20 protein-coding genes and 1 pseudogene are annotated in these 22,618 nt (G+C 39.2%); 7 read left to right on the top strand and 14 right to left on the bottom strand.

All coding sequences use genetic code 11. The annotated features are described in order from the left end of the window. Window positions 1–8: 8 nt before the first annotated feature. The 5 genes from G2999_RS00795 to cmoA form a co-directional block, all read right to left on the bottom strand. On the bottom strand, window positions 9–1,796 hold the full coding sequence (locus tag G2999_RS00795) for a sugar phosphorylase (protein ID WP_010177755.1): 1,788 nt from the start codon (window positions 1,794–1,796) through the stop codon (window positions 9–11). Window position 1,797: 1 nt separating this feature from the next. After that, complete coding sequence (locus G2999_RS00790; protein ID WP_010177754.1) at window positions 1,798–3,027, bottom strand: glycosyl transferase; 1,230 nt, start codon at window positions 3,025–3,027, stop codon at window positions 1,798–1,800. Further along, window positions 3,020–4,753 carry an HAD-IIB family hydrolase gene (locus G2999_RS11500; protein WP_010177753.1) on the bottom strand — a complete coding sequence of 578 codons (1,734 nt, stop codon included), beginning with the start codon at window positions 4,751–4,753 and terminating at the stop codon, window positions 3,020–3,022. Before G2999_RS11500 ends, G2999_RS00790 begins: the two co-directional genes overlap by 8 nt. An 80-nt stretch (window positions 4,754–4,833) precedes the next feature. Further along, window positions 4,834–5,802 (bottom strand): tRNA 5-methoxyuridine(34)/uridine 5-oxyacetic acid(34) synthase CmoB, encoded by a 969-nt coding sequence (gene cmoB / locus G2999_RS00780; protein ID WP_010177750.1) that lies wholly within the window; start codon window positions 5,800–5,802, stop codon window positions 4,834–4,836. 6 nt (window positions 5,803–5,808) lie between these two features. Further along, window positions 5,809–6,540: a carboxy-S-adenosyl-L-methionine synthase CmoA gene (cmoA, locus tag G2999_RS00775; RefSeq protein WP_010177748.1), complete on the bottom strand. Its 732-nt coding sequence runs from the start codon at window positions 6,538–6,540 to the stop codon at window positions 5,809–5,811. 90 nt (window positions 6,541–6,630) lie between these two features. Here cmoA and G2999_RS00770 point away from each other — a divergent pair, with 90 nt between their 5' ends. The 3 genes and pseudogenes from G2999_RS00770 to G2999_RS00760 form a co-directional block, all read left to right on the top strand. Beyond that, complete coding sequence (locus tag G2999_RS00770) at window positions 6,631–7,269, top strand: response regulator transcription factor (protein ID WP_010177746.1); 639 nt, start codon at window positions 6,631–6,633, stop codon at window positions 7,267–7,269. Between the two features lie 120 nt (window positions 7,270–7,389). Further along, a complete protein-coding gene (locus G2999_RS00765; RefSeq protein ID WP_010177648.1) occupies window positions 7,390–7,902 on the top strand; it encodes a helix-turn-helix domain-containing protein in 513 nt (170 codons plus the stop codon). After that, window positions 7,896–8,744: pseudogene (locus G2999_RS00760) on the top strand (IS3 family transposase); the annotation flags it as partial. The gene G2999_RS00765 and the pseudogene G2999_RS00760, both read left to right, overlap by 7 nt. Window positions 8,745–8,812: 68 nt before the next feature. Here the strand turns inward: G2999_RS00760 and fadE are convergent. The 4 genes from fadE to purM form a co-directional block, all read right to left on the bottom strand. Beyond that, window positions 8,813–11,278 carry an acyl-CoA dehydrogenase FadE gene (gene fadE, locus G2999_RS00755; RefSeq protein ID WP_010177742.1) on the bottom strand — a complete coding sequence of 822 codons (2,466 nt, stop codon included), beginning with the start codon at window positions 11,276–11,278 and terminating at the stop codon, window positions 8,813–8,815. Between the two features lie 108 nt (window positions 11,279–11,386). Then, window positions 11,387–12,151, bottom strand: coding sequence for a DUF3108 domain-containing protein (locus G2999_RS00750; RefSeq protein WP_010177740.1), 765 nt, complete (start codon window positions 12,149–12,151; stop codon window positions 11,387–11,389). Further along, on the bottom strand, window positions 12,144–12,788 hold the full coding sequence (gene purN, locus G2999_RS00745) for a phosphoribosylglycinamide formyltransferase (protein WP_010177738.1): 645 nt from the start codon (window positions 12,786–12,788) through the stop codon (window positions 12,144–12,146). Before purN ends, G2999_RS00750 begins: the two co-directional genes overlap by 8 nt. 21 nt (window positions 12,789–12,809) lie before the next feature. Beyond that, window positions 12,810–13,847, bottom strand: coding sequence for a phosphoribosylformylglycinamidine cyclo-ligase (gene purM, locus G2999_RS00740; RefSeq protein ID WP_010177736.1), 1,038 nt, complete (start codon window positions 13,845–13,847; stop codon window positions 12,810–12,812). 190 nt (window positions 13,848–14,037) lie between these two features. Here purM and G2999_RS00735 point away from each other — a divergent pair, with 190 nt between their 5' ends. After that, window positions 14,038–15,111 (top strand): DUF2066 domain-containing protein, encoded by a 1,074-nt coding sequence (locus tag G2999_RS00735; RefSeq protein WP_010177734.1) that lies wholly within the window; start codon window positions 14,038–14,040, stop codon window positions 15,109–15,111. Window positions 15,112–15,114: 3 nt separating this feature from the next. Beyond that, window positions 15,115–15,855, top strand: coding sequence for a DnaA ATPase domain-containing protein (locus G2999_RS00730; RefSeq protein WP_010177732.1), 741 nt, complete (start codon window positions 15,115–15,117; stop codon window positions 15,853–15,855). A 43-nt stretch (window positions 15,856–15,898) separates the two neighbouring features. Here G2999_RS00730 and G2999_RS11495 read toward each other — a convergent pair whose 3' ends face one another. The 4 genes from G2999_RS11495 to arsC are packed head-to-tail and all read right to left on the bottom strand — an operon-like array spanning window position 15,899 to window position 19,266. After that, on the bottom strand, window positions 15,899–17,884 hold the full coding sequence (locus G2999_RS11495) for a hypothetical protein (RefSeq protein WP_010177731.1): 1,986 nt from the start codon (window positions 17,882–17,884) through the stop codon (window positions 15,899–15,901). Further along, window positions 17,884–18,318, bottom strand: coding sequence for a DUF2069 domain-containing protein (locus G2999_RS00720; RefSeq protein ID WP_010177728.1), 435 nt, complete (start codon window positions 18,316–18,318; stop codon window positions 17,884–17,886). Before G2999_RS00720 ends, G2999_RS11495 begins: the two co-directional genes overlap by 1 nt. Continuing rightward, a complete protein-coding gene (gene wrbA / locus G2999_RS00715; RefSeq protein ID WP_010177726.1) occupies window positions 18,315–18,935 on the bottom strand; it encodes an NAD(P)H:quinone oxidoreductase in 621 nt (206 codons plus the stop codon). Before wrbA ends, G2999_RS00720 begins: the two co-directional genes overlap by 4 nt. Next, window positions 18,922–19,266, bottom strand: coding sequence for an arsenate reductase (glutaredoxin) (gene arsC, locus G2999_RS00710; RefSeq protein WP_010177724.1), 345 nt, complete (start codon window positions 19,264–19,266; stop codon window positions 18,922–18,924). Before arsC ends, wrbA begins: the two co-directional genes overlap by 14 nt. A gap of 72 nt (window positions 19,267–19,338) precedes the next feature. Here arsC and G2999_RS00705 point away from each other — a divergent pair, with 72 nt between their 5' ends. Continuing rightward, window positions 19,339–19,812 (top strand): TlpA disulfide reductase family protein, encoded by a 474-nt coding sequence (locus G2999_RS00705; RefSeq protein WP_010177722.1) that lies wholly within the window; start codon window positions 19,339–19,341, stop codon window positions 19,810–19,812. Between the two features lie 17 nt (window positions 19,813–19,829). On the opposite strand, the gene G2999_RS00700 is transcribed toward G2999_RS00705, so the two are convergent. After that, on the bottom strand, window positions 19,830–21,221 hold the full coding sequence (locus tag G2999_RS00700; protein ID WP_156780176.1) for a M48 family metalloprotease: 1,392 nt from the start codon (window positions 21,219–21,221) through the stop codon (window positions 19,830–19,832). Between the two features lie 254 nt (window positions 21,222–21,475). Between G2999_RS00700 and G2999_RS00695 the strand changes: the two genes are divergently transcribed. Further along, window positions 21,476–22,546, top strand: coding sequence for an AI-2E family transporter (locus tag G2999_RS00695; protein ID WP_010177717.1), 1,071 nt, complete (start codon window positions 21,476–21,478; stop codon window positions 22,544–22,546). Window positions 22,547–22,618: the final 72 nt, after the last annotated feature.

Raw genomic sequence — 22,618 nt, 5'->3', positions numbered from 1 at the left:
AATCTACTTTAATGTGCGTAATGATTAGTTAGCCATAGCGTCTGGTAAGGTGCAAGCTTAATGATTTGTTGTTCGGCGGGAAGGATCTCTCCAGATAACAAATCATACCAATCTTGAGTACTTATCAAATTCACATCACTGACTCTCAAAGTTTGTTCTGTTTTAGTAATATTAGATAAGCAGAAAATACTTTGACTACGATCCATACTTTGTCGCCAATACCCAAAACAGCTAGGGCCTAAGCGCAACGTAAATTGAGTCGCGTTAGGGTGAAAAGCGCGTTGTGATTGACGTATAGAGATTAACTCTTTCATTTTTTTTAAAATGACATGATGTAAGGTATTTTCATTCGTTAATTCGGCGGCTAAGCTATCATACATCCAGCGATGGCGATTGATAGAGCGATTTTGTCCCGTGTTAGTCACTCTTTCCAAATCATTGGTTGTGCCAAGTAAACTGTGTATATAAATCCCAGGGATCCCTTCTAATCCAAGCATAATTGTATGAGCACAAATAAATCGTGATACTTGCCAGTCATCTTCACCTTCATGGGTACCTTTGCAAGCATCAATTAACGCAATGTTTATCTCATAAGGTGACTGAGTGCCGTTATCACTGGTTCGCCACGAGATCTTACCGTCAAAATCTTGCATTGTCGTAACCAATTCATTGATCTCATCACTCGACAGTAAACCTTCGGCAGGACGTAAACCGATACCATCGTGGGACGCTAAAAAATTAAAATACGCAGTGCCATTTTGTGCCGGAGGCATACTCATCAGCCACTTCGTCAAGGTTGTTGCATCTTGAGATACTAATGTATTAAGTAATAACGGCGGCAAACTAAAGTTATAGATAGCATGGGCTTCATTTGCATTTCCAAAGTAGCTGAGATTCTCATGATTGGGAATGTTGGTTTCGGTGATAATGATTGCTTTAGGCGATTTATGCTCAATTAACAAACGATACAGTCTAATCACTTCATGTGTTTTTTGCAGATTAATACAATTTGTACCTAAGGTTTTCCATAAGAAAGCCACCGCGTCTAAGCGAAATAATGATGCGCCGTTATTCAAATATAAATTAATAATCCGTGCAAACTCGATTAAAACATTCGGGTTTTTAAAATCAAAGTCAACTTGGTCATGGGAAAAGGTACACCACACATGTTGCAAGCCTGTATTAGTCTGGGTAGGCCTTAATAAAGGGGATACGCGAGGGCGAGTTACCATCGACAAATCCTCTTCTGGAGAAGCTGTTGTAAAAAAATCATGGCCTTTGCCTTGGCCATCTATAAAGTTAGTAAACCATTGACTGCGAGATGAACAGTGATTAATCACCAAATCAAACATTAAATTATATTCTCGACTGAGTTCATTAATATCACGCCAGTCACCATGAGCAGGGTTCACTGTCGAATAGTCAATCACTGAAAAACCATCATCCGAACTATAGGGAAAGAATGGTAGTAAATGCACATCTGTCACAGTATCGGTTAAGTAAGTATTTAAAAAGTGATGTAACACTTGTAAAGGTGCATGCTTATCATCAAAGATACTATCAGCATATGTGATCATCATTACGCGAGTTTCATCCCAATGATTTTGATGGGTATGGGGTGAAAATTGTTGTTGTAGCCCATCTAATTGCATGGCTTCAATCATTTGATTAGCGACTAATCCTAAATCGCCTTTAAATTGATTCGAAAGTGCTGGGTGTGACACATCATCATAAATACTATGTAAGTAATACAAAATATCATCACGTAACTGTGATTGCTGTTCCACATTTGTCATATTAGCGACCTTGCTTCAAATCTTCATAATCCGCTTCTACGGCGGCTTCTAATTGTTCAAAAATATCTGGAATGGCACTGATGACTCGGTTCCAACTCGGTATGAACGGTGTTTCCATAGGGTTATCTAAAAATGATTGCCCGGCTTTCATGATATTTTGAGCAAATAATTCAACTGCTTTTTCTTCTTCATGAATATCTAATGTTAAGCCATTCATGATGGCATCATTACGGTAGGTTTCGACAAAATCTAAGGCAATGCGGTAATAAGTTGCTTTAATTGACCGGAACATCTCAGTGCTAAACGTATTGCCCTGCGTTGCTAATTTTCTAAACAAGGCTTTAGTAATGTCTATCGACATTTTTGATAAACCACCATGTTCGTTATCATAAGAGAGATCTTGATGTTTATGATCATAGACCTTGGCGATATCAGATTGGCACAGGCGGTTATTTGAATAATTGCGATGCATTTCAGATAATACACCTATTTCCAGACCCCAATCACTGGGGATCCGGATATCATTTAATACATCTCGACGAAAAGAAAACTCACCCGCTAACGGATAGCGGAAGGAGTCCATAAATTCAATGTATTCATTGTCACCTAAAGTACGTTTAAGCGCGCGTAACAATGGAGTCACTAAAAGGCGAGACACCCGTCCATTAATTTTGCCATCCGCTATACGAGCATAAAATCCCTTACAAAATTCATAGTTAAATTGAGGATTAGCAACGGGATAAATTAAGCGGGCTAATAAAGATCGATCATAAGTTAAAATATCACAATCATGCAGTGCGACCGATTCAACTTTGTTAGAAGCCAATGTGTAGCCCATGCAGTACCATACATTTCGTCCTTTACCCAATTCTTTAGGAGCGAGTCCTAACGCTTGAAGTTTAGCATCAAGGGCTTTTAAACGTGGACCGTCATTCCATAAAATACGAGTGTGTTGGGGGAGTTTTGAAAAAAATTCGTTAGCATGTTCGAATTGTTCTTTATCAGCGCGATCTAAACCAATGACTATTTGTGATAAGTAGGGCACATCAGCGATTTCATTAATGATGTTAGGTAAAGCTTCACCTTCTAACTCTGAGAATAGCGATGGAAGGATCAATCCCATTGGACGCTGTTTAGAGAATGTAACGAGTTCTGATTCAACGTCACTAATAGGTCGGTCATCTAAATTATGTAATGTGGTGATGATGCCATTTTGGTAAAAATCAGCCATAGAAAATATCCTTTTGAATAGAGAGAAGTTGTGTCGTGATGTATTCATTCCAGCCAGCAGGCCCAGGTAGTTTGCTTTGATAGGCTGCTTGTTTTTCATTGCGTGTTAATAATGGAAAATCATGTGCTGGTGAACGTATTTGTGCTGCATAGGTGGCGTTATTCAGCATTGTTGTATCATTAGGTCCATCCCCAAGAGCAACTGTGACGAATCGCTTATTATTAAAATGTTGTTCGTATTGCTGATGTAGCCATTGCATTGCAGTTGCTTTATCAGATGAACCATTGATATGAATAAAACGACCGCCTTCGATGGGGGACGCGCCCATTAATATTGCCGCTTCAATGAATTCAATTTTACGTTGTTCTGTCGATAACCATAAAACGGGTTCACCATATTCGCGTTGTTTGGCTAATTGTGCTTGAGGATATGTAAGCCCTGTTGCAGTAACAATTTCAGGCGTCTTCATTGCTGAAAAATGAGTAAATTCACCAGCAAAATCTGTCGATAATCTCTGTATAATTTCAATCCATTTTGCACGTTTAGGCGCCATGGAATAACACCAATAGTCACCTTTATCTTCAAGCGCTGGTGTGAATTGCATACCTAATTTTTTCGGTATATATACCGCAGCGCCATTTTCAACTATAAAAGGGCCATCAAGGTTTAATGCCGAACGTATCGGTAATAATTCTGCAAATGTCTTACTGGTTGTTGGTATAACAGGAATTTCAAGCATCTGACAATAAGCTAGGGCAGGGTATGCTAGCTTTGATGAATAGGAATCATGGTCTAATAAAGTGCCATCTAAATCAGTGAAGATTAATGGACTTAATGAATTAGGTGTGACGTTTATATTAACTTTATGAGTGTCTATTTGTTGAACTTGGCGCTGTTCATCAAGAATAAAAACCATATCAGTGATCGCTGGAAGCACTGCTAAAGCATGTTTAGTTAAGCGTTCGTAATGAGCAATAAAACGAGAGACACCTGCCGGTGTTAATAAACGTTGCTGTTCATGTTTGGAGGTAATAGCACGTAGTTTGCTCTCTTGCTCTTCGCGCCATTGCTGTACCACAGAAAATGAGGGCGCTTTGAGCATAAAGGATAAATGAAAACGTTGAAACAGCTCTTGGTAGTGTTGCAAAGCGATATTCACATAGCGGCGCCACACACCATTTTCATCTTCTTGTTGTTCCAATTGATTGATTGATGGTGTCAGCATATCAGAAAGTTGCGGTGGAATTTGCATGCACCACCCCTCGACGATGACCACATCTACTTTTTGATTGACGTGTTGCCATTGCTCAACCGGCTTTGGGTTATCAGTTGCTTTATCAAAACTGGGAATAATACACGGATGACCTAATGATAAAGCATCCATCACTTGACGTAATTGTTCTATATTATGCGTACCCGGAACACCTCTAGTAGCAAGTAACGGATGAACATCTTCAGCGAGTGTTTGACGATGTTCATGGTCGTAATAAAAATCATCAATAGAGATATTGATCACTTTAAGCTTATGTACCTGTGTCAGCGTCGTCGTGAGGTAATCCGCTAGTGTAGACTTACCAGAACCTTGAGAACCATTGATACTAACAAATAAGGGAGATGCACTGTTTGTGTGCTTAACAATCATCTCCACACATGGTGTGAACCATTTTCGTGCAGAATCAAGATATTCAGTTGTTAAGCGATTAGACGCCAGAAAGGTATCATACATAGGTTTGGTACGGTAATTGTTAACAAGACATACTTAATACTAACAATTACTATGCCAAACCTGATTTTTAGTCGATAAATTTACTTTTTATTGGCTATGAATGTCGCTCGCTGCGGCGCAGGGTAACCTTCTATGGTTAAACTTGGATCATCAGGATCAAGAAAATCGGATAATGATTGTCCATCAATCCACTCTGTCTTACGTTGTTCTGATACTGTGGTTGCACTGACATCGACCATTCTTACATTAATAAACCCGACTTTATTAAGCCATAATGTTAACGCGTCAATACTCGGTAGATACCAGACATTACCCATTTGTGCATAGCGATCTGTTGGCACTAATACCGTGTTGACATCGCCTTCAACAATTAACGTTTCAAGCACTAATTCGCCACCTGATACTAATTGATCTTTAAGTTGTTGTAAGAAGAGTATCGGATCACGTCGATGGTAAAATACGCCCATTGAAAAAACGGTATCAAACCCATTAGATTGGGGAAGATCTTCAACCCCTAAGGGTAAAAAATAAACCGGGTAGGATGGTAAGAAACGTTTGATGATCAAAAATTGATAAAAAAACAAATCAGTAGGATCAACGCCCATCACAAAACGAGCCTTCTCATTCAACATTCGCCACATGTGATAGCCACTGCCGCAGCCAACATCCAGCACTTTACGGTCTTGCAAATCACTAATATGCGGAGCGATGCGTTCCCATTTATAATCACTGCGCCATTCAGTATCAATGTGGACCCCAAAAATATTATAGGGGCCTTTTCTCCAAGGTTTGAATTGTTGTAATAAGCCACGAAAAACGCGTTGTTCATACTCGTTTATGTGCGCATTCTCTAAGCAAATCGATTCGCTAAAGAGGACTGATTCTGCTTCTACATCAGGTAATTTATCAATTAGTTTTTGCCATTTTTGGGTATTACCATGTCGATTTTTTTGTTCCCAACGTTGCAGTAATGCAGGTAATTCGTATGCCCAAGAAGTTAACTTATTAGTCGGAAGTGCTGATAAAAGTGCTTGAAAATGAGGGTGCATAGGGATCTACTTAATCGCTACAAGCGACATGAAATTAAAACAGCTAAACCATTGAACAACATCGCTAAAACCTATCCCAGTTAAACGTGATTCATGGGTAGTGTAGGTATCAGTTAGCATGACATTTTCAAGTGCTGTGCGCTTTTGGCTGATCTCTAAATCACTGTAACCATTGTCACTTTTAAATTGATGGTGCAGATTTATCAGTAACTCATCACCGATAACCGAAGTATGTTGAATTTTTTCAGAAAGTATTAACACGCCACCGGGTAATAAAGCATCATAAATCGATTGCAACATGGCTTGGCGGTCTTCTGGTGCTAGAAACTGTAATGTAAAGTTCATCAATACAATACTGGTATTAGACTGATATGGGTATTGAGTGATATCTGCATGTTCGATTTTAACCGGACATTGATGATGATACTGATTGATATACTGTTGACACTGATGCACCATTGCTTCTGAATTATCAATCCCCACAATCTGACAATTTGATTGTTCGATATGTTTGGCCATGCTTAATGTACCTGTACCAGTAGCACAGCCTAAATCGTATATAACAGAATTAGCTTGAGCATATTGTCGAGCAATACGTCCAATATTTTCAATCATCAATGGGTAACCTGGTATAGAACGAGAAATCATATCAGGGAAAACTGAGGCTACATTTTCATCGAAAGAAAAGTCAGCAATCTTATCTAATTGGGTGGAAAATAAACTGTCTATTTTTGACATATTCATCTATTCTAGTGAGTAGGATAACTCAATGGATAGTTATCACTGTGCAAATTTATACTACATGAATCAATTTGGATGAACTAAATCATGAGTACGTTCTTAATTGCGGATGATCATCCTCTTTTTCGAGAGGCATTACAAGCCGCCTTATTACCTTTTTTTAATGATATGGAAATCATTGAGGCTGATAGCTTACACAATACAATATCCGCCATCAAAAAACATCCAGATATCGATGTAATATTACTTGATCTGACTATGCCTGGGGCTGATCATTTTTATGGTTTAACAGCAGTCCTAGATAAATGCGCTAACATTCCTGTCGTGGTGATTACGGCAACGGATAACGAAGAAAGTGTGAATATTGCAATGCATTTAGGTGCAAAAGGCTTTATTCCCAAATCTTATACTTCTCGGAAAATGGCTCATGCGATTATGAATGTGCTTAATGGTGGTACATTTATCCCCGATAGATATATAGATGCTATTAGCTCAACCCATCCAGAGATGCTAACGGCAATTGAGTTAGTAAAAGAATTAACGCCAAAGCAGTTATTAGTCATTAAATGCTTAAAACAGGGTAAGAAGAATAAGGAAATCGCGGGTGAGCTGTGTGTGACGGAAGCAACTATTAAAGCACATATCAGTGCTATTTTTAAAAAACTCAACGTGACATCAAGAACTCAAATCGTTTTGTTATTCGAGAAATTGGATATGGTAAATTAATACTGCATCGACAATGAATATTGCTCTCATTATAAAAAGTCAATATTCCGTGATAAATAATAAAAGCTGAACACTTTGAAGTGACCCCCGAAAGCTAGACAAAACCTTCGGGGGTTTTTTATGTACAAATCAAAATATCAACCAGCATTTAAAGTTATGTTGGCTCGATGCGCACTAAACGGCGACTCATCGTATTCTCTGGCCAAAGAGTACTATGTTTCCTCAAGCCAAATACGTTACTGGGCACAGATTTATTCTATACATGGTCCTAGCGGATTAATATCACCACTTATTGATGCTTCTGCCAGTATCAAACTGTCTATTCTTAATGCCATGCATGAAAATGCTTGGTCACTTGGATATACCAGTGCTACATTTAAATTATCTTCTCCAGGTATTTTATATCGTTGGCAACAAGACTTTGATGCTTATGGGTTATCTGGACTGCATCCCAAACCAAAAGGTCGAAAAGTGAAGCATAAAGCCGTAGGCAAACAAACGAAATCAATTCAAGCGATGACGGATAAAGAACTACGTGAAGAGCTCGAGTACCTACGTACAGAGAACGCTGTCTTAAAAAAGTTAGAAGCCTTAGCTCAACAAAAGCGCACTCAAACCAAGAAAAAGTCTTAGTCGCGATAGAGTTAAAGGCAAGGTGTAAGCTTCCGTTATTGCTAGAGATATTAGGTCTGGCACGCAGTGTATACTACTATCATGTTGCTAGAGTCAGTGCTGCTGACAAATATGCGGATGTCAAAGCATGTATAAAAACGATTTATCATGAGCACAAAGGGCGATACGGATACCGCCGCATAATGTATACGTTGAGACAACATGGCCACTATATCAACCATAAAACGGTGCAGCGTTTAATGCAGCAACTTGGATTGAAGTCTACCGTGCGACCGAAACGTTATAATTCCTATCGTCACGACGCAGGACAATCCAAACAAGAGCTAATGAACCGTGATTTTGAAGCAACTCAACTCAATCAAAAGTGGGTTACAGACGTTACTGAGTTTAACGTTCACGGCCAGAAAGTGTATCTATCTCCGGTCATCGACCTGTATAATCGCGAAGTTATCGCGTATCGCACAGCTAAAAATGCTACTTTGCCACTAGTAAGTGATATGTTAAAAGATGCGTTAAACACTTTGGAAACGGATGATAAACCGATGTTCCATTCTGACCAAGGTTGGCAATATCGGCACAAAGGAATACAGCAAATGCTCGCAGATAAAAACTTAACGCAAAGCATGTCCCGTAAAGGTAACTGCTTGGATAATGCGGTCGCTGAAAGCTTCTTTGGTGTATTAAAAACAGAAATGTATCATAGACAGAAATTTAAAAACGCGGATGAACTCATTAAAGCAATTGATGAATACATCCATTACTATAACCACAAACGCATTAAGCTAAAACTAAAAGGCCTGAGTCCGGTAGAGTACCGAAATCAAGCCTTGAAAGCTGCTTAATAAAGTGTCCAAGTTTAAGGGGTCACTTCACTTTAAACAGGGTGTTCAGCTTTTTTATTTACTATATTTCAAGAAGCTTGGTTGCTAATTGTATTAACGGATTGATGTTCTTCAATTTGATAATGAGCGACTAGCTCCTCGGGCGCGAAATCATCAACGCTAATGGTGCGTAACCGACCTGCTTCAGTGTTAATTAATAACTGAGCTTCTGTTTCATTGATAATATCATCTGTCAGAGCACGCTGTGCTAACACATCTAATTGAGTAAAAGCACGTTTTTCATTATAGGTACGACAAATTCGTTCAAAAATGGGCTCTGCTGCAACGACATTTTTTAATGTTCGCTCTAAATCACCTAATAAATTACCTGGCACTTCGCGAGTGAACTGACCTGTTCCTAACAGTGTGCGGGCTTCACAAGGTGATTGTAATATGTGCGCTATAGCGTGTTCTAATTTGTCATTTGGCGCTTTTCTGGTTTTACCCAGAGGTTGCACAATCAAACGAAGCATCCACTTTACAGAACGTACTGGAAAATTATTAATAAATGCATCAATGGCAATTTCTATTTGTGCTAAGGCATCTTGCATCGCCCAGTGCATTAGAGGTTCATGCTCAGAAAGTCTGCCTTCATCGTTAAAGCGTTTGAGTACAGCTGAAGCCAAGTATAACTGACTCAACACATCCCCGAGTCTTGCCGATAAACGTTCTCGACGCTTTAAACTGCCGCCCAGAACACCCATTGAAATATCCGTCATCAATGCAAGATTCGCACTGTATCCACTTAATAATTGATAATAGCGCTTAGTAGAGTCAGTAAACGGAGTTTGAGAAAAATGACCAGACGTTAACGTAAACCATGTGCTTTTCACAAAGCTAGATAAAGCGAAGCCAATATGGCCGAAAACTGCCTTATCAAATTCAATCAATGCTGTGTCGGGATCACTATTCGCTGCCGCTTTTATTTCAGCTAAAACAAAAGGGTGACAACGCATCGCACCTTGACCAAAGATCATCATATTACGTGTCAGTATGTTAGCGCCTTCTACAGTAATCGATACCGGAACGGCTTGATAACCTCTTCCTAAGTAATTATTCGGCCCTAACATAATGCCTTTACCGCCATGTACATCCATCGCATCATTAATGACGGTCCGCATACGTTCAGTTAGGTGATATTTACAAATTGCAGAAATGACTGATGGTTTTTCACCTAAATCAACTGCTGTGGTGGATAGACTTGTAACGGCATCCATCATGTAAGTACTGCCACCAATTCGCGCCAGCATTTCCTCCACACCTTCCATTTTGCTGATGGGCATTTTGAATTGACGACGGATACGTGCATAAGCACCGGTTGAAAGCGCAACAGATTTTGCTCCACCAGCGGCTGCAGAAGGCAATGTAATGCAACGGCCTACAGATAGACATTCCATTAGCATACGCCAACCTTTACCCGCCATTTCAGCACCTCCAATAATATAGTCAAGAGGCACAAAAATATCTTCTCCACTGAGCGGGCCATTTTGGAACGGTACGTTTAACGGAAAATGTCGATTACCAATATTTAAGCCTTCAGTATCTCTGGGGAGTAGAGCGCAAGTGATACCTAAATCTGGTTCATTTGAGATAAGCTGTTCAGGATCATATAATTTGAAAGCTAAACCAATCACTGTGGCAACAGGAGCAAGGGTTATATAGCGTTTATTGAAGGTTAGTTTAATGCCTGTCACTTCTTGACCTTCCCATAGACCTTTACAGACAATGCCTTTATCAGTGATCGATCCGGCATCAGAGCCTGCTTCAGGACTTGTTAACGCAAAACATGGGATCTCTTCACCTACAGCTAAACGTGGTAAATAATATTCTTGCTGGGCTGGGGTGCCATAATGCTGTAATAATTCACCTGGCCCCAGAGAATTGGGTACACCTACGGTAGTTGATAATACCGCCGACACACCAGAAAGTTTTTGTAATACTCGAGACTGAGCGTAAGCAGAAAATTCAAGACCACCGAATTGGCGTTTGATGATCATAGCAAAAAACTTATTATCTTTTAGATATTGCCAAATTTCCGGTGATAGATCGGCATCTTTATGATTAATTTGCCACTCATCTACCATCAAACAAACCGTTTCTACTGGACCATCAAGAAAATCTTGTTCTTCAGCGGTGAGTGTTGGTTTTCCAATAGCATGCAATTTTTCCCAATCCGGTTGCCCACTAAATAATTCGCCATCCCACCAAACAGTACCGGCATCAATAGCTTCTTGTTCGGTATTGGACATCTCAGGACTAACTTGTTTGTAAAATTTGAGTAATGATGGGGTGATAAACCGTTGACGATAACGTGTTTGACCAAAGAATCCGGCAACTAGAGAGACTGCAAGAACAGCGACAAGGGAAACATCACCTGAGAGTGCGCCTATTAAATAAATGCTCGTTAAAATAATAACCGACTTAATCATACTCCAACGTTTATATACGCAGAATAATATAGCGATTATTGTGATCATAAAATACGTAAAACTCATTGCCACTCCTTGATGGTCAGACCAGATTAGAAGATAACAAAAAATGAACAAATAGCAATAATAGAATCGAAAAATTTGCCACTGTAAAAAATGTGGCGATGAGGACGGTTAAAGTGACTTATGCACTCGCAATTGAATTTCACCTTGTTCTTGTTCATTTTTGAACTGTTGGAGGCGAACTAAATGATAATTTAATGAAGGAGCAAACCAAGCGAAAGTTTGTCTCGATGAAGAAGTGCGTCGAATCATGACTTTAATAGCTTCAACAGAGCCAATCGGCAAATCAAGTGTATCAGAGGTGATAACTTGCATGTCGTATATTCGAGTTTGCCCTCTGTTATTAATGAATTGATAATTAAATTCTGTCTTACCTTGAGACAGTTGATAGGGTACATCTATACGAAATAATTGATTATCAAAATGCAAATTAAGCGGGAATAATACTTCATCATCTATCGGTGTCGAAGTCATATACTGATTATTGTCATGATCAAATGTAATGCTCATTACTTTATCAGGGCCGGTACCCGATCTGTGATACACATAACTAATAGGTAATAAGGGGAGGGACTGTGAATCAGTCGCATTCATTTGTAAATAACGCGTTGTTTCATTGCGTTTATCAGTTAAGAAATATTTTGATATTTTGGACTCATATTCTAATTGCCAAAGCTTATTCGGCAGTTGACTGAAAATAAGTCTAGCGTGACCAATAGGTTTACCTTCTCTTAATGCTACAAATTGAGATTCGAACGGAGTCAGTACATATTGGTTATGGATGAGTTGTTGTGCATTAGAAACGGGCGATAAACATACCATGAACATTAATAAAATGAATAGATATCTAGTCAGGCCCGAACTTAAGCTACTCATCAGAGGCAAATCCATTTGGACCAAGACATTGGTCATCCATAACAGCTTTACCTGAACGCATTAATAAGCGACCTTCTACAAACCATTTAACCACTAAAGGGTAAATGTGATGTTCTTGAACTTGTACTCGCTGTGCAAGCATATCGGCATCGTCATCGGAGAAAATAGGGACCTTAGCTTGCAAAATAACAGGTCCATCGTCCAACTCAGGTGTCACAAAATGAACCGAAACACCATGCTCAGAATCACCGTTATCCATCGCTCTTTGATGCGTGTTCAACCCTTTATATTTGGGTAATAGCGAGGGATGAATATTGATTAGCTGGCCTAAATAATGCGTAACAAATTCATCGGTTAAAATACGCATAAAACCGGCTAAAACGATCAGATCAGGTTGGTACTGCTCGATAGTACTAATCAATAATTGGTCATAAGCAACACGATCATTTGCGTATAACGAACTGTCTACACAGACATTTGCAATACCTGCATTTTCTGCCCGAGTTAATCCGTAAGCATCAGGTTTATTAGCAATCACCCCAACAATTTCAGCATCAACATCGGTTAGATGAATTTGCTCAATCAATGTCTGCAGGTTACTGCCAGAGCCTGAAATCATTACGACAATGCGTTTCATATCTATTCTCTAATACGTTAACTAAGCAATGACGACAGATTCAGTGCCAGATTTATCAGCAACTTCACCTATAACCCAAGCGTTTTCACCCGCATCATTTAATATACTAAGTGCTTGGTTCACACTATCTTGTGGTAGCGCGATAATTAAACCAACACCACAGTTAAATGTGCGATACATTTCATGTTCAGTGACATTACCTTGGCTCTGTAACCAATTAAAGATATCAGGCCATTGCCAAGAAGATTTATCAATATTCGCTTGCATTGTATCTGGTAGGACGCGCGGAATGTTTTCCCAAAAACCACCACCGGTAATGTGTGATATTGCATTGACTTTGACTGTTTCAAGTAACGACAATACCGATTTTACATAGATGCGAGTAGGGGTAAGAAGTTGTTCTTGAATCGATGAACTACCAAGTTGTTCAGTAATATCTGCACCGCTAACTTCGATGATTTTTCGAATCAAAGAAAAACCATTGGAATGAGGCCCTGATGAGCCAAGTGCGATTAATGCATCACCAGCAGCAACTTGACTACCATCAATAGCATCTTCAGCTTCTACAACACCGACACAAAAGCCAGCTACATCGTAATCAGATCCGTGATACATCCCAGGCATTTCAGCGGTTTCACCACCAATAAGCGCACAACCAGATAGTTCACAACCTTTACCAATACCGCTAACGACTTCAACAGCAACATCGACATCTAATTTACCGGTCGCATAATAATCTAAGAAGAATAAAGGCTCTGCACCTTGAACAATGAGATCATTAACGCACATAGCAACTAAATCAATACCAATGCCATCATGCTGGTTACAATCCATTGCCAGGCGCAGTTTTGTGCCGACACCGTCTGTACCAGACACTAATAAAGGATTTTTATACTTGGAGGGTAATGAACATAAAGCACCAAAACCACCTAAGCCACCTTTGACTTCAGGTCGATGTGTACGTTTAGTCACAGATTTAATACGTTCAACAAGCTCGTTTCCTGCATCAATGTCGACGCCGGAATCTTTATAACTAAGGGATTCGGTAGATTTGGTCACGGGTATTCTCGAAAGTGGTTTAAAAGGATGCTCTTCCAAAATTGAAGCAAATAATGTTTAAATTCCATATAATTCATGCATTATACTTTGATTTAGCGCACAATATCACTATATAAGTATAAAGAATTTTTTAAAAGATAGGATAGTCCTTCATTTTGCTAAACATACACCGCTTGTTTACCCAAATATTTTGCCTGATGATTGGTTTGTTTTTGTTCAATCACAGCTCAGTGCGGGCACTATTGATGAATTAAATAAAGCTGTGGTTCCTCTAATTTCTCAAGATTCGCGTTCTCAGCAAAACGCTTACCGAACTGCATTGCATCAAGTATTAATCAAATTAACAGGTGACCAATCGTTTTCACAGCATCCAGAGTATGAGAAGTTGCTTGGTAACGCCATTAAATTTGTAACATCTACTGAATTTGTTGAAAATCAGGCTAATCAACTTTTAGTTATTTTTAATCAGGAACTGCTTGAACGTTGGATTAAACGAAATGGGCTACCACTTTGGGGTGCTCAACGTCCAGAAGCATTGTTGTGGTTTATTGAACAATCATACGCAAGTAAAGAGCGCATTATTCTGACAGATTCCATCGAGACTGATACCAAAGAGATTCTGAACCAGCATCTATTTAATCGCGGTATCAGATTAGATTTACCATTAATGGATATTATCGATATCAATTTAGTATCAGAAATTGATATTTGGGGACAATTTGTTGATACCTTACATGAAGGAGCCATCCGCTATAACACGCCTTATACGATAGGAGTTCGATTAGTTGAGACAAGGCCTAATTCATGGGTGTTGGATTATTTCGTTAAATCAGATGCAGCCCTTCGATTACAACAATTAACGGGTAGTGATAAAGCACAACTGATCCAACAGTTTGTGAATGAATACGCCCAGTTTCAAGCAGAAAAATATGCGTTAGATACGACTCGTTTTGTTGATAATACCCAGATCCAGCTTGAAATTAATATAAGTGGTGTTAACGATATTATTGTGTTGTCTGAAATTGAGAACTATTTAACGTCATTATCGATTGTTGAAAAAGTGGAGCTTACTGGACAAAGCACCGATACCAGTACCTTTAATATTAAGTTGATAGGCACGCCTGAACAATTGCACCAAATTTTGTCAAATGGTAATAAACTGGTCGCACACACAACGCTTGATAATGGAATGGATAATTTCAATCGTATTGGTAATGATAGTCATCTTGATACCTCAATCAAATACTCATATGTGTGGCGTTAACTTATGCAATTACCATTACCATTAGCGCTACCAAGTAAACAAACATTAGACAGTTTTATTTTTGAAGATAATTTACTCTTAAAAGATGCGTTGTTACAAATTAATACATTGTCTAGCAAGAATGCTTTATTAATGGTGCATGGTGCACATCACTCAGGTAAAACTCATTTAGCGACTGCCGCTTATCAACATGCGATTAGTCAGAGTATCAGTGCCTATTATTTAGATTTGAGTTTACTATTTGCTCCAGAAATACTTACTGCGTATCAAGCTAGTTCTGACATACATAGTGAAACATTAATGAGTGATATGTTAGCCGGTTATGAAGCGCATGCATTATTAGTTGTGGATAATATGCATGTGGTGGCTGGCAATAAAGATTTGGAAATTGCACTTTTCGATTTAATCAATCGCTGTATAGAATCAGCTTGTGCCATGGTGCTAACCAGCGCATTGGGTCCAGCACATCATGATTTTTGTTTGCCTGATTTACGCTCCCGATTAACTTGGGGGCAGGTTTACCATATCCACCCATTGACAGATGATGGTTTACTTCAGGCAGTAACATCCTATGTGCAAACAAAAGGGCTGAATATGCAAATGAATGCAATTAGTTACTTATTGAAATTTTCAACACGAGATTTTTCGTCGATTCAGCGTGTGATAGATGAATTAGATAAAGTATCACTATCCCATCAACAAGCTATTACGATCCCCCTGATCAAAAAAGTCCTACACATTTAAACTGTTTATTCAATGTGTAGGACATACTGATTAATCTATGTTGTTATTGTAAGTTACTGTCTTTATGCAAATAGGGGATACGAATATCACGCTGTATTTGCTGCATTTTTAACGCATCATCTTGCCATACAGAAAGGGCATTATGTTGCTTTTGCGGCTTGGCGGCAGTGCCTAAACTTAAATTATCAAACCACGAGACATCCTCGCGCATTAATTGTGGTGCAGGTAATGTCATTTGAATCGATCTAGCATCTATTTCAGGTAATACTCGATTAACAGTAAAGAGGACTCGCTGTTGTAATGCAGGTTCATTAAAGCGATTACGCTGTCCCCAAGAGACTAAATAATCAGGATTATCATTCCGAGCAACAATCGCTATATCCGAATCAGCATCTAAGCGATACTTCATCATGAATTTCTCAAATAGCGTCGCGTAGTCTTCACGGGTCGTATAATAGTTATAAAAACCTGTTGAAACGTCAGGTGTAAATAGGTTGACTACATCATCAGGGGTCACATTTTTTTGTGCTAGCGTAGCGTCATCGCCCCCAAAATTGACTTTAGCTAATGCATGCATCTCATCTGATCGCAAAGGAAACGTACTATCTAAGTCGTCTGAGTCAGGCGCCATGGAGCTTAAATTAATCGTTTCCAGTGGACTTCTATTTAACGAAAGCTGTCCCCAAGAAGCGGGTGGGAAAAAATCATTCGCATGTCCTAGTTCATGATACATCAACCAAGATATATCAGCTTCTACATCAGCAAAAGTACGGGTTAAGCGATCGGCTACTGGAAAACGTCCTGCTGGATAGTAGTTATCATCTTTAACATACCGCCAGGGCATAATAAATTGTAAATCTGACCCAAATCCAGAACGATAATCAGGTATTTCATTCAAGGTGTCACGTTCTAAAGGGGTGACCCAAAAGTTATCTGCATCCAGATAAATCGCCCCCGTTACCGCCCAATAAAAAGAAGGTCGCACTTCATAGGAAATGACGATAGCCGTCACGCCTCTAAGTAGACGAAGCATATCGGGTCCTACTACTGAATTAGTGAGATAGTCTTTAAAACGTTCACCCATCCATTGGTGTGAAACTAAGACGCGATCCATAATATCTTCCACGGTGGGATCCATCGTATCCATACCAATTAAGGGTAACTCTGAAAAATCACAAGAGCGATTAATTTGGTTAGTATAGACGCAACGTTCAATAGCCGACTTATAATTAGAGTCAGAGTTAAAGGCGAACATATTCTCACTCACTATATTCTCAGAATAGCGTGGAAAATAACCGTCTTCTTCATCAATTTCTGAATTACGAACACTTAAATACACATCATCAGAATATGTCGTGTTATCTGTAAAGGTAACATTGGCAGTAAACTTGAGAATCGTATCCTGTGTCACTTCTGGTGCATCAAAAAATAACCGGTTTTCTTGTTCCTCTAGTTCTGCTGCAACTACATCATTTACGCCATTGGCCTGAACCCATTCAACGGATTGAATCGTTTTATTAGCAACCGGGTCAACACGAAAAGACACTCTGCCACGCTCTACCGCAGTGTGGTCCATCCGTACTGCCGCTTGCACTTCTTCAGCATTGGACACGTTGATGCTGATATTCGTGGTTGTCAGCGAACCACATGAGGTGTTGCGTTCAGTTGAACATGGTCGAGCAGCTACTGAAAAGCCATATGTACCTGATACGGAGGGAGTAAACCCAATCACATTAGTATGATCAGCGATTAAATCTAAGCTAGGTCCACTTGTTTGTTGCCATTTAATATCGACTAACTTTGCCGCTGTTGGGTGGTGGATCCCCAAGCCTGAATTTTGACCCACCATCGGCGCTTCATCACCATAAAAATCAAAACCATTACTTTGTTCAATGACAGTAATGTTATTACTTGTTGGCGATGTAGGAGTAGACGGATTAACGGGATTAGTATCTGGAGAATTACCACCACCTCCACCACAACCAGCGATAAATACAGCAGCAGATGTCGCTATAAATAGTCTTTTCATTATGATTTACTCTCAAATCGTTGTTTTTCTTCATCCATTACTTGTTTTAATTTTGGTAATGAATGACCTAATTCTTGACCACGTAAACGGGCATACATACTACAACCGGTAAACATGATGACACTCAAAATAATTTCGATACACGCATACAACCACTGTTCTGGAATGGAATACCACGCTGTAATTCCATGCATTAAATATAACAACACAATAAAACATGACCAGGCATGGGTGTAAGGTTTTCCCTTCAAGATACCTATCATAGGAAACAGTAACGGTAGTATATATACCATCGCAATAAACGCCATTGAGTACTCGGTATCAACTAATATAAAATACCAAATACACATCCAGCTTAATAACCCTAGATAACCCAAAAGACTTAAGGCGCGATAAAACGAGGTTCTTGGTTGCATGGCTTCGTCTTTCATCATTGGCTTTTTCCTTCATCTTTATATAATTTACGAGCCAAAGTCGCTAAACGTTCACCTTGAGATCTCGCTAACACCAATTCATCTGTCGATAATGTTTGCGTGTTATCAATTGATACGTGGGTTACACCATAAGGGCTACCGCCGGTAACTGTGGTATGTAATGCGCTATTAGAGTAGGGCAGTCCACAAATAACCATACCGTGATGAAGTAGCGGAATTTGCATCGACAACAAGGTCGCTTCTTGACCGCCGTGCATAGAGCTACTAGAAGTAAAAACGCAAGCAGGTTTATCGATTAAACTACCATTAAGCCATTGTGTTGCAGTTTGGTCTAAAAAATATTTCATGGGGGCGGCCATATTGCCAAATCGTGTTGGGCTACCTAATGCTAATCCAGAGCAATGGGCTAAGTCATCCATAGTGACATAAGGTGCACCTGTCTCGGGTACGCTATCTTGATGTTGCCCGATGTTATCTGAAACTCGTGGTACTTGACGTAGTATTGCTTCAACACCGATAGACTCGACGCCTTGGGCGATAGCTTCAGCTAAAGCCCGAGTACTCCCATGAACTGAATAAAAGACAATAAGGATAGGGGGTATATTAGAGTAAGACATTCACATTCTCTGGTGGTCGGCCGATGATAGCTTGAGTCCCATTAGAGACAATGGGGCGTTCTAACAATTTAGGATATTGTATTAACGCATTTAATAGATCATTTTCACTACTCGTGCGGCTCAATTGGGTTGTTTTGAATTCAGGTTCTTTCGTTCGCATCATATCCATAAATGAATTCACCTGGAGTGCTGACTTTAAGGCATTTAATTCATCAGGGCCAAGTGGTTCATTCAAATAAAGATGTACGTTATGTTCCGTATTTGCAGCATTAAGTAACGCGAGGGTTTGTCTTGATTTACTACAGCGAGGGTTGTGATAAATAGTTAACACGTAAATTTTCCTTGGTTATTCAAGCAAATATTGCATATTATCAGAATATAAACTACTTGGACTTAATCAACAATGAATAAACAAAATCTCATTATTTTGACTGTTGCGCTTTCTTCACTTGTGTTAGGAGTCTCAGTGTATTTATCTCAACGTTATGATTTTAGCAGTGTTCAAGGCGATACTTATCAATGGCATGCACTTAATCATAAAACAGTTGTTGTCAATTACTTTGCGGAGTGGTGTGCACCTTGTTTAAAAGAAGTGCCAGAACTAAACGCATTTAACCAGTGGGTAAACACCCAACCAAATGTTGAATTTTTTGCTGTAAGTTATGATGATTTACCTGAGCAAGAATTAGACCGTATTATCCAACAATATAATATGAAGTTTCCTGTTGTAGGGGATACAGGTGTCGGTTTTCCACTTGAAAAACCCCAGTATTTACCTGCTACTTTTATCTTGCACCAAGGTGATACCTCAAAACCACTTTTAGGTGAACAGACACTGGATTCTCTCATTCAAGCGGTAGAATTGTTTACTAAATAGTAATGCTATACCGATAATCACATTTGTGACATTTGTAGTTGTTTTTCTCTTAGCTGATTGATCCGCGCTCTTATTCGCTGCTTAGTCAGATAATTTTCAGCATAATTATAAGCAAATTGTAATTCATCAATCGCCTTTTGATGAATGGAGAGGAGTTGGTAAAACTCAGCATTTGCTTGGTGCATTTGCATGGGTTGTTGGGAAGCAGCATAGGCATCAGATATTAACTGATGACCTAAGACACTATCAGGATTAATCATTAAATAATCTTTTAATACTTCAATGGCTTGAACATGCTGTCCTGCTTTATATAGGACGTTGGCATAATTGAGTGTCACGATAGCATTGTTAGGCTGCTTTTGTGCTAATGGTTTGAGTAAATCATTAGCATTTTCGAATTTGTTTAATGCGATGTAAACGTCGGCAAGGGCGTCTATATAGGCTAAGTTCTCATTATCGTCGCGATGCAATTGTTGTAATAATGATAATGCTTGATTGAATTGGTTGTCGCGCATTAGCGCAATCGCCAGACCATAAACTAGATGACTGTCGGGTGCATTTTTGTTGATGTTATGGTGTGCTTTTAAACGCTGTGTAAAGTCACTAATATTGTGTTTTGCGGTATAAAAATAACGTGCTTGGATCCTCGCTTTAACTAGGCGAAACATCTCACTTGAGATATTTTGTACTTTCGGCATATTTTCAGCACGATTGCGAGCTTCAGCGACCCGATTTAAGGACAGTGGGTGAGTTTGCAAAAATGCAGGGGCTTGTGAACTCCAGCGTTTACTTTCTAATAAACGTCCAAAAAAATCGGCCGCAGAAAAAGGGTTAAACCCAGCTTCAGAAAGGATACGTAAACCGATTCGATCCGCTTCTTTTTCAAACGTTCGGGTGTAGTTGATTTGATTCTGCATGGCACCTGCATTACCTGCTGATATTGCAGCAATACCAGCCTGTGGAGAGGCCATCATTAATATCGCTCCACCAATTAAAGAGGCTATCTGGAGGGGGGAGCTTCGTTCTGCCGCTTGACTTCGACGAACAATATGACGTTGTGTGACGTGGGCTATTTCATGGGCAAGTACAGAGGCTAGCTCACTTTCTGTTTCCGCGCGATAAATTAGACCGGTATGTGTGCCGACATGTCCACCATAAAAAGCAAACGCATTTAATGCCTGGTTATTAATAACAAAAAACGTAAACGGGTATTTTGTATTATCAGCATGAATCACCAATTTATTGCCTAACGCTTGAATATATTCTTGCACTACGGGGTCATAGAGCACGCCACCTTGACCGCGAAGTTGTGAATATATAACTTGCCCAATCGCTAACTCTTCATCGATAGATAAGGTATCTGCACCCACTACGCCGATATCAGGTAAGGTGTTTTTATTATTTAACACTTGCCCACTGGCAAAGCAGGATGTAAGGACAAAAGCAAAAAGAATACTGCGCAAAAAGATAATAGGTCTCCAAATGATACATTTATTGAATAATTACACTGTGTATAGAGTGAATATACAATAAATAGTTCAACACACTTGATGACACTTTATGGTGTTGATTAATGTCTAGTACTCAGACTTTTAACAAGCTAGAATACTAAATCATCTGCTCCAACATTAATAGACTATTGGTCTTTTTTAGGAATTTTTAAATGCTCGATTTGCTAGGTAATTGGTATCGTAATAAGTTTTCTGACCCAGATGCATTGATGCTTCTTCTTTTGATTATTTTCATTAGTGCCATTATTTTATTTTGGGGCAGTTATATCATGCCAGTACTGATAGCCATAGTATTAGCATATTTGCTGGACAGTTCTGTAGGTCAATTAGAAAAGTTAAATCTCTCGCGAACACTGGCGACGACGATTGTTATGGTGTTATTTATCGGTATTTCTTTGATTGGTACGCTCAGTCTATTACCAACTATTTCTAAGCAAAGTGTCAATTTAGTTGAAGAGCTTCCCCTCATTTGGCAAGGCGCTCAAGCCTGGCTTTTAACGCTGCCTGAGCAGTACCCAGAATTACTTCACACTGAACAAATCACATCAATGATGGGCAAAGTTAATGAAAGCTTAGTGGGTATCACGCAGAATATTATATCCGTGTCATTCTCATCTTTGGTCAGTGTCGGTGCGTTATTGATTTATTTAATTTTAGTCCCTTTGATGATGTTTTTTATGCTAAAGGATAAACCTCTATTTATGGACAATTTATCCTATCTGTTACCCAAAGAAAGACGCTTGATTTACCAGGTTGGAAGTGAGATGAATACACAAATAGGTAATTATATTCGTGGTAAGGTCATAGAGATACTTATTGTTGGAGCGGCTTCTTGTATTGCATTTGTTCTGATGGACTTACGTTATGCTATTTTACTGGGAGTACTGGTGGGCTTGTCAGTGCTTATTCCATATATTGGTGCCGCAGTCGTGACAATTCCGGTGGCCTTTGTTGCATTATTTCAATGGGGGTTTTCAGCTGAATTTGGCTACTTAATGTTAGTCTATTTCATAATACAAGCATTAGATGGTAATTTAATTGTTCCCATTTTATTTTCTGAAGCGGTAGCATTGCATCCTCTTTACATCATTATTGCCGTGTTATTTTTCGGTGGCATATGGGGCTTTTGGGGAGTTTTCTTTGCAATACCTTTAGCGACCTTAGTTAAGGCTTTAATCAGTGCTTGGTCAAATGATCTCGACGAAGATATAAAGTCAACATAATAGAAATATTATGCTAATATCAAAAACATATAAAATGTAAACAAACAAATAGTAATAGAAAGGATTCTATTT

The sequence above is a fragment of the Glaciecola sp. HTCC2999 genome (genome assembly GCF_000155775.1).
Lineage (GTDB): Bacteria > Pseudomonadota > Gammaproteobacteria > Enterobacterales > Alteromonadaceae > Opacimonas.
The sequence above is the reverse complement of the archived record's forward strand: the minus strand, read 5'-3'. Positions and strand labels throughout refer to the sequence as shown.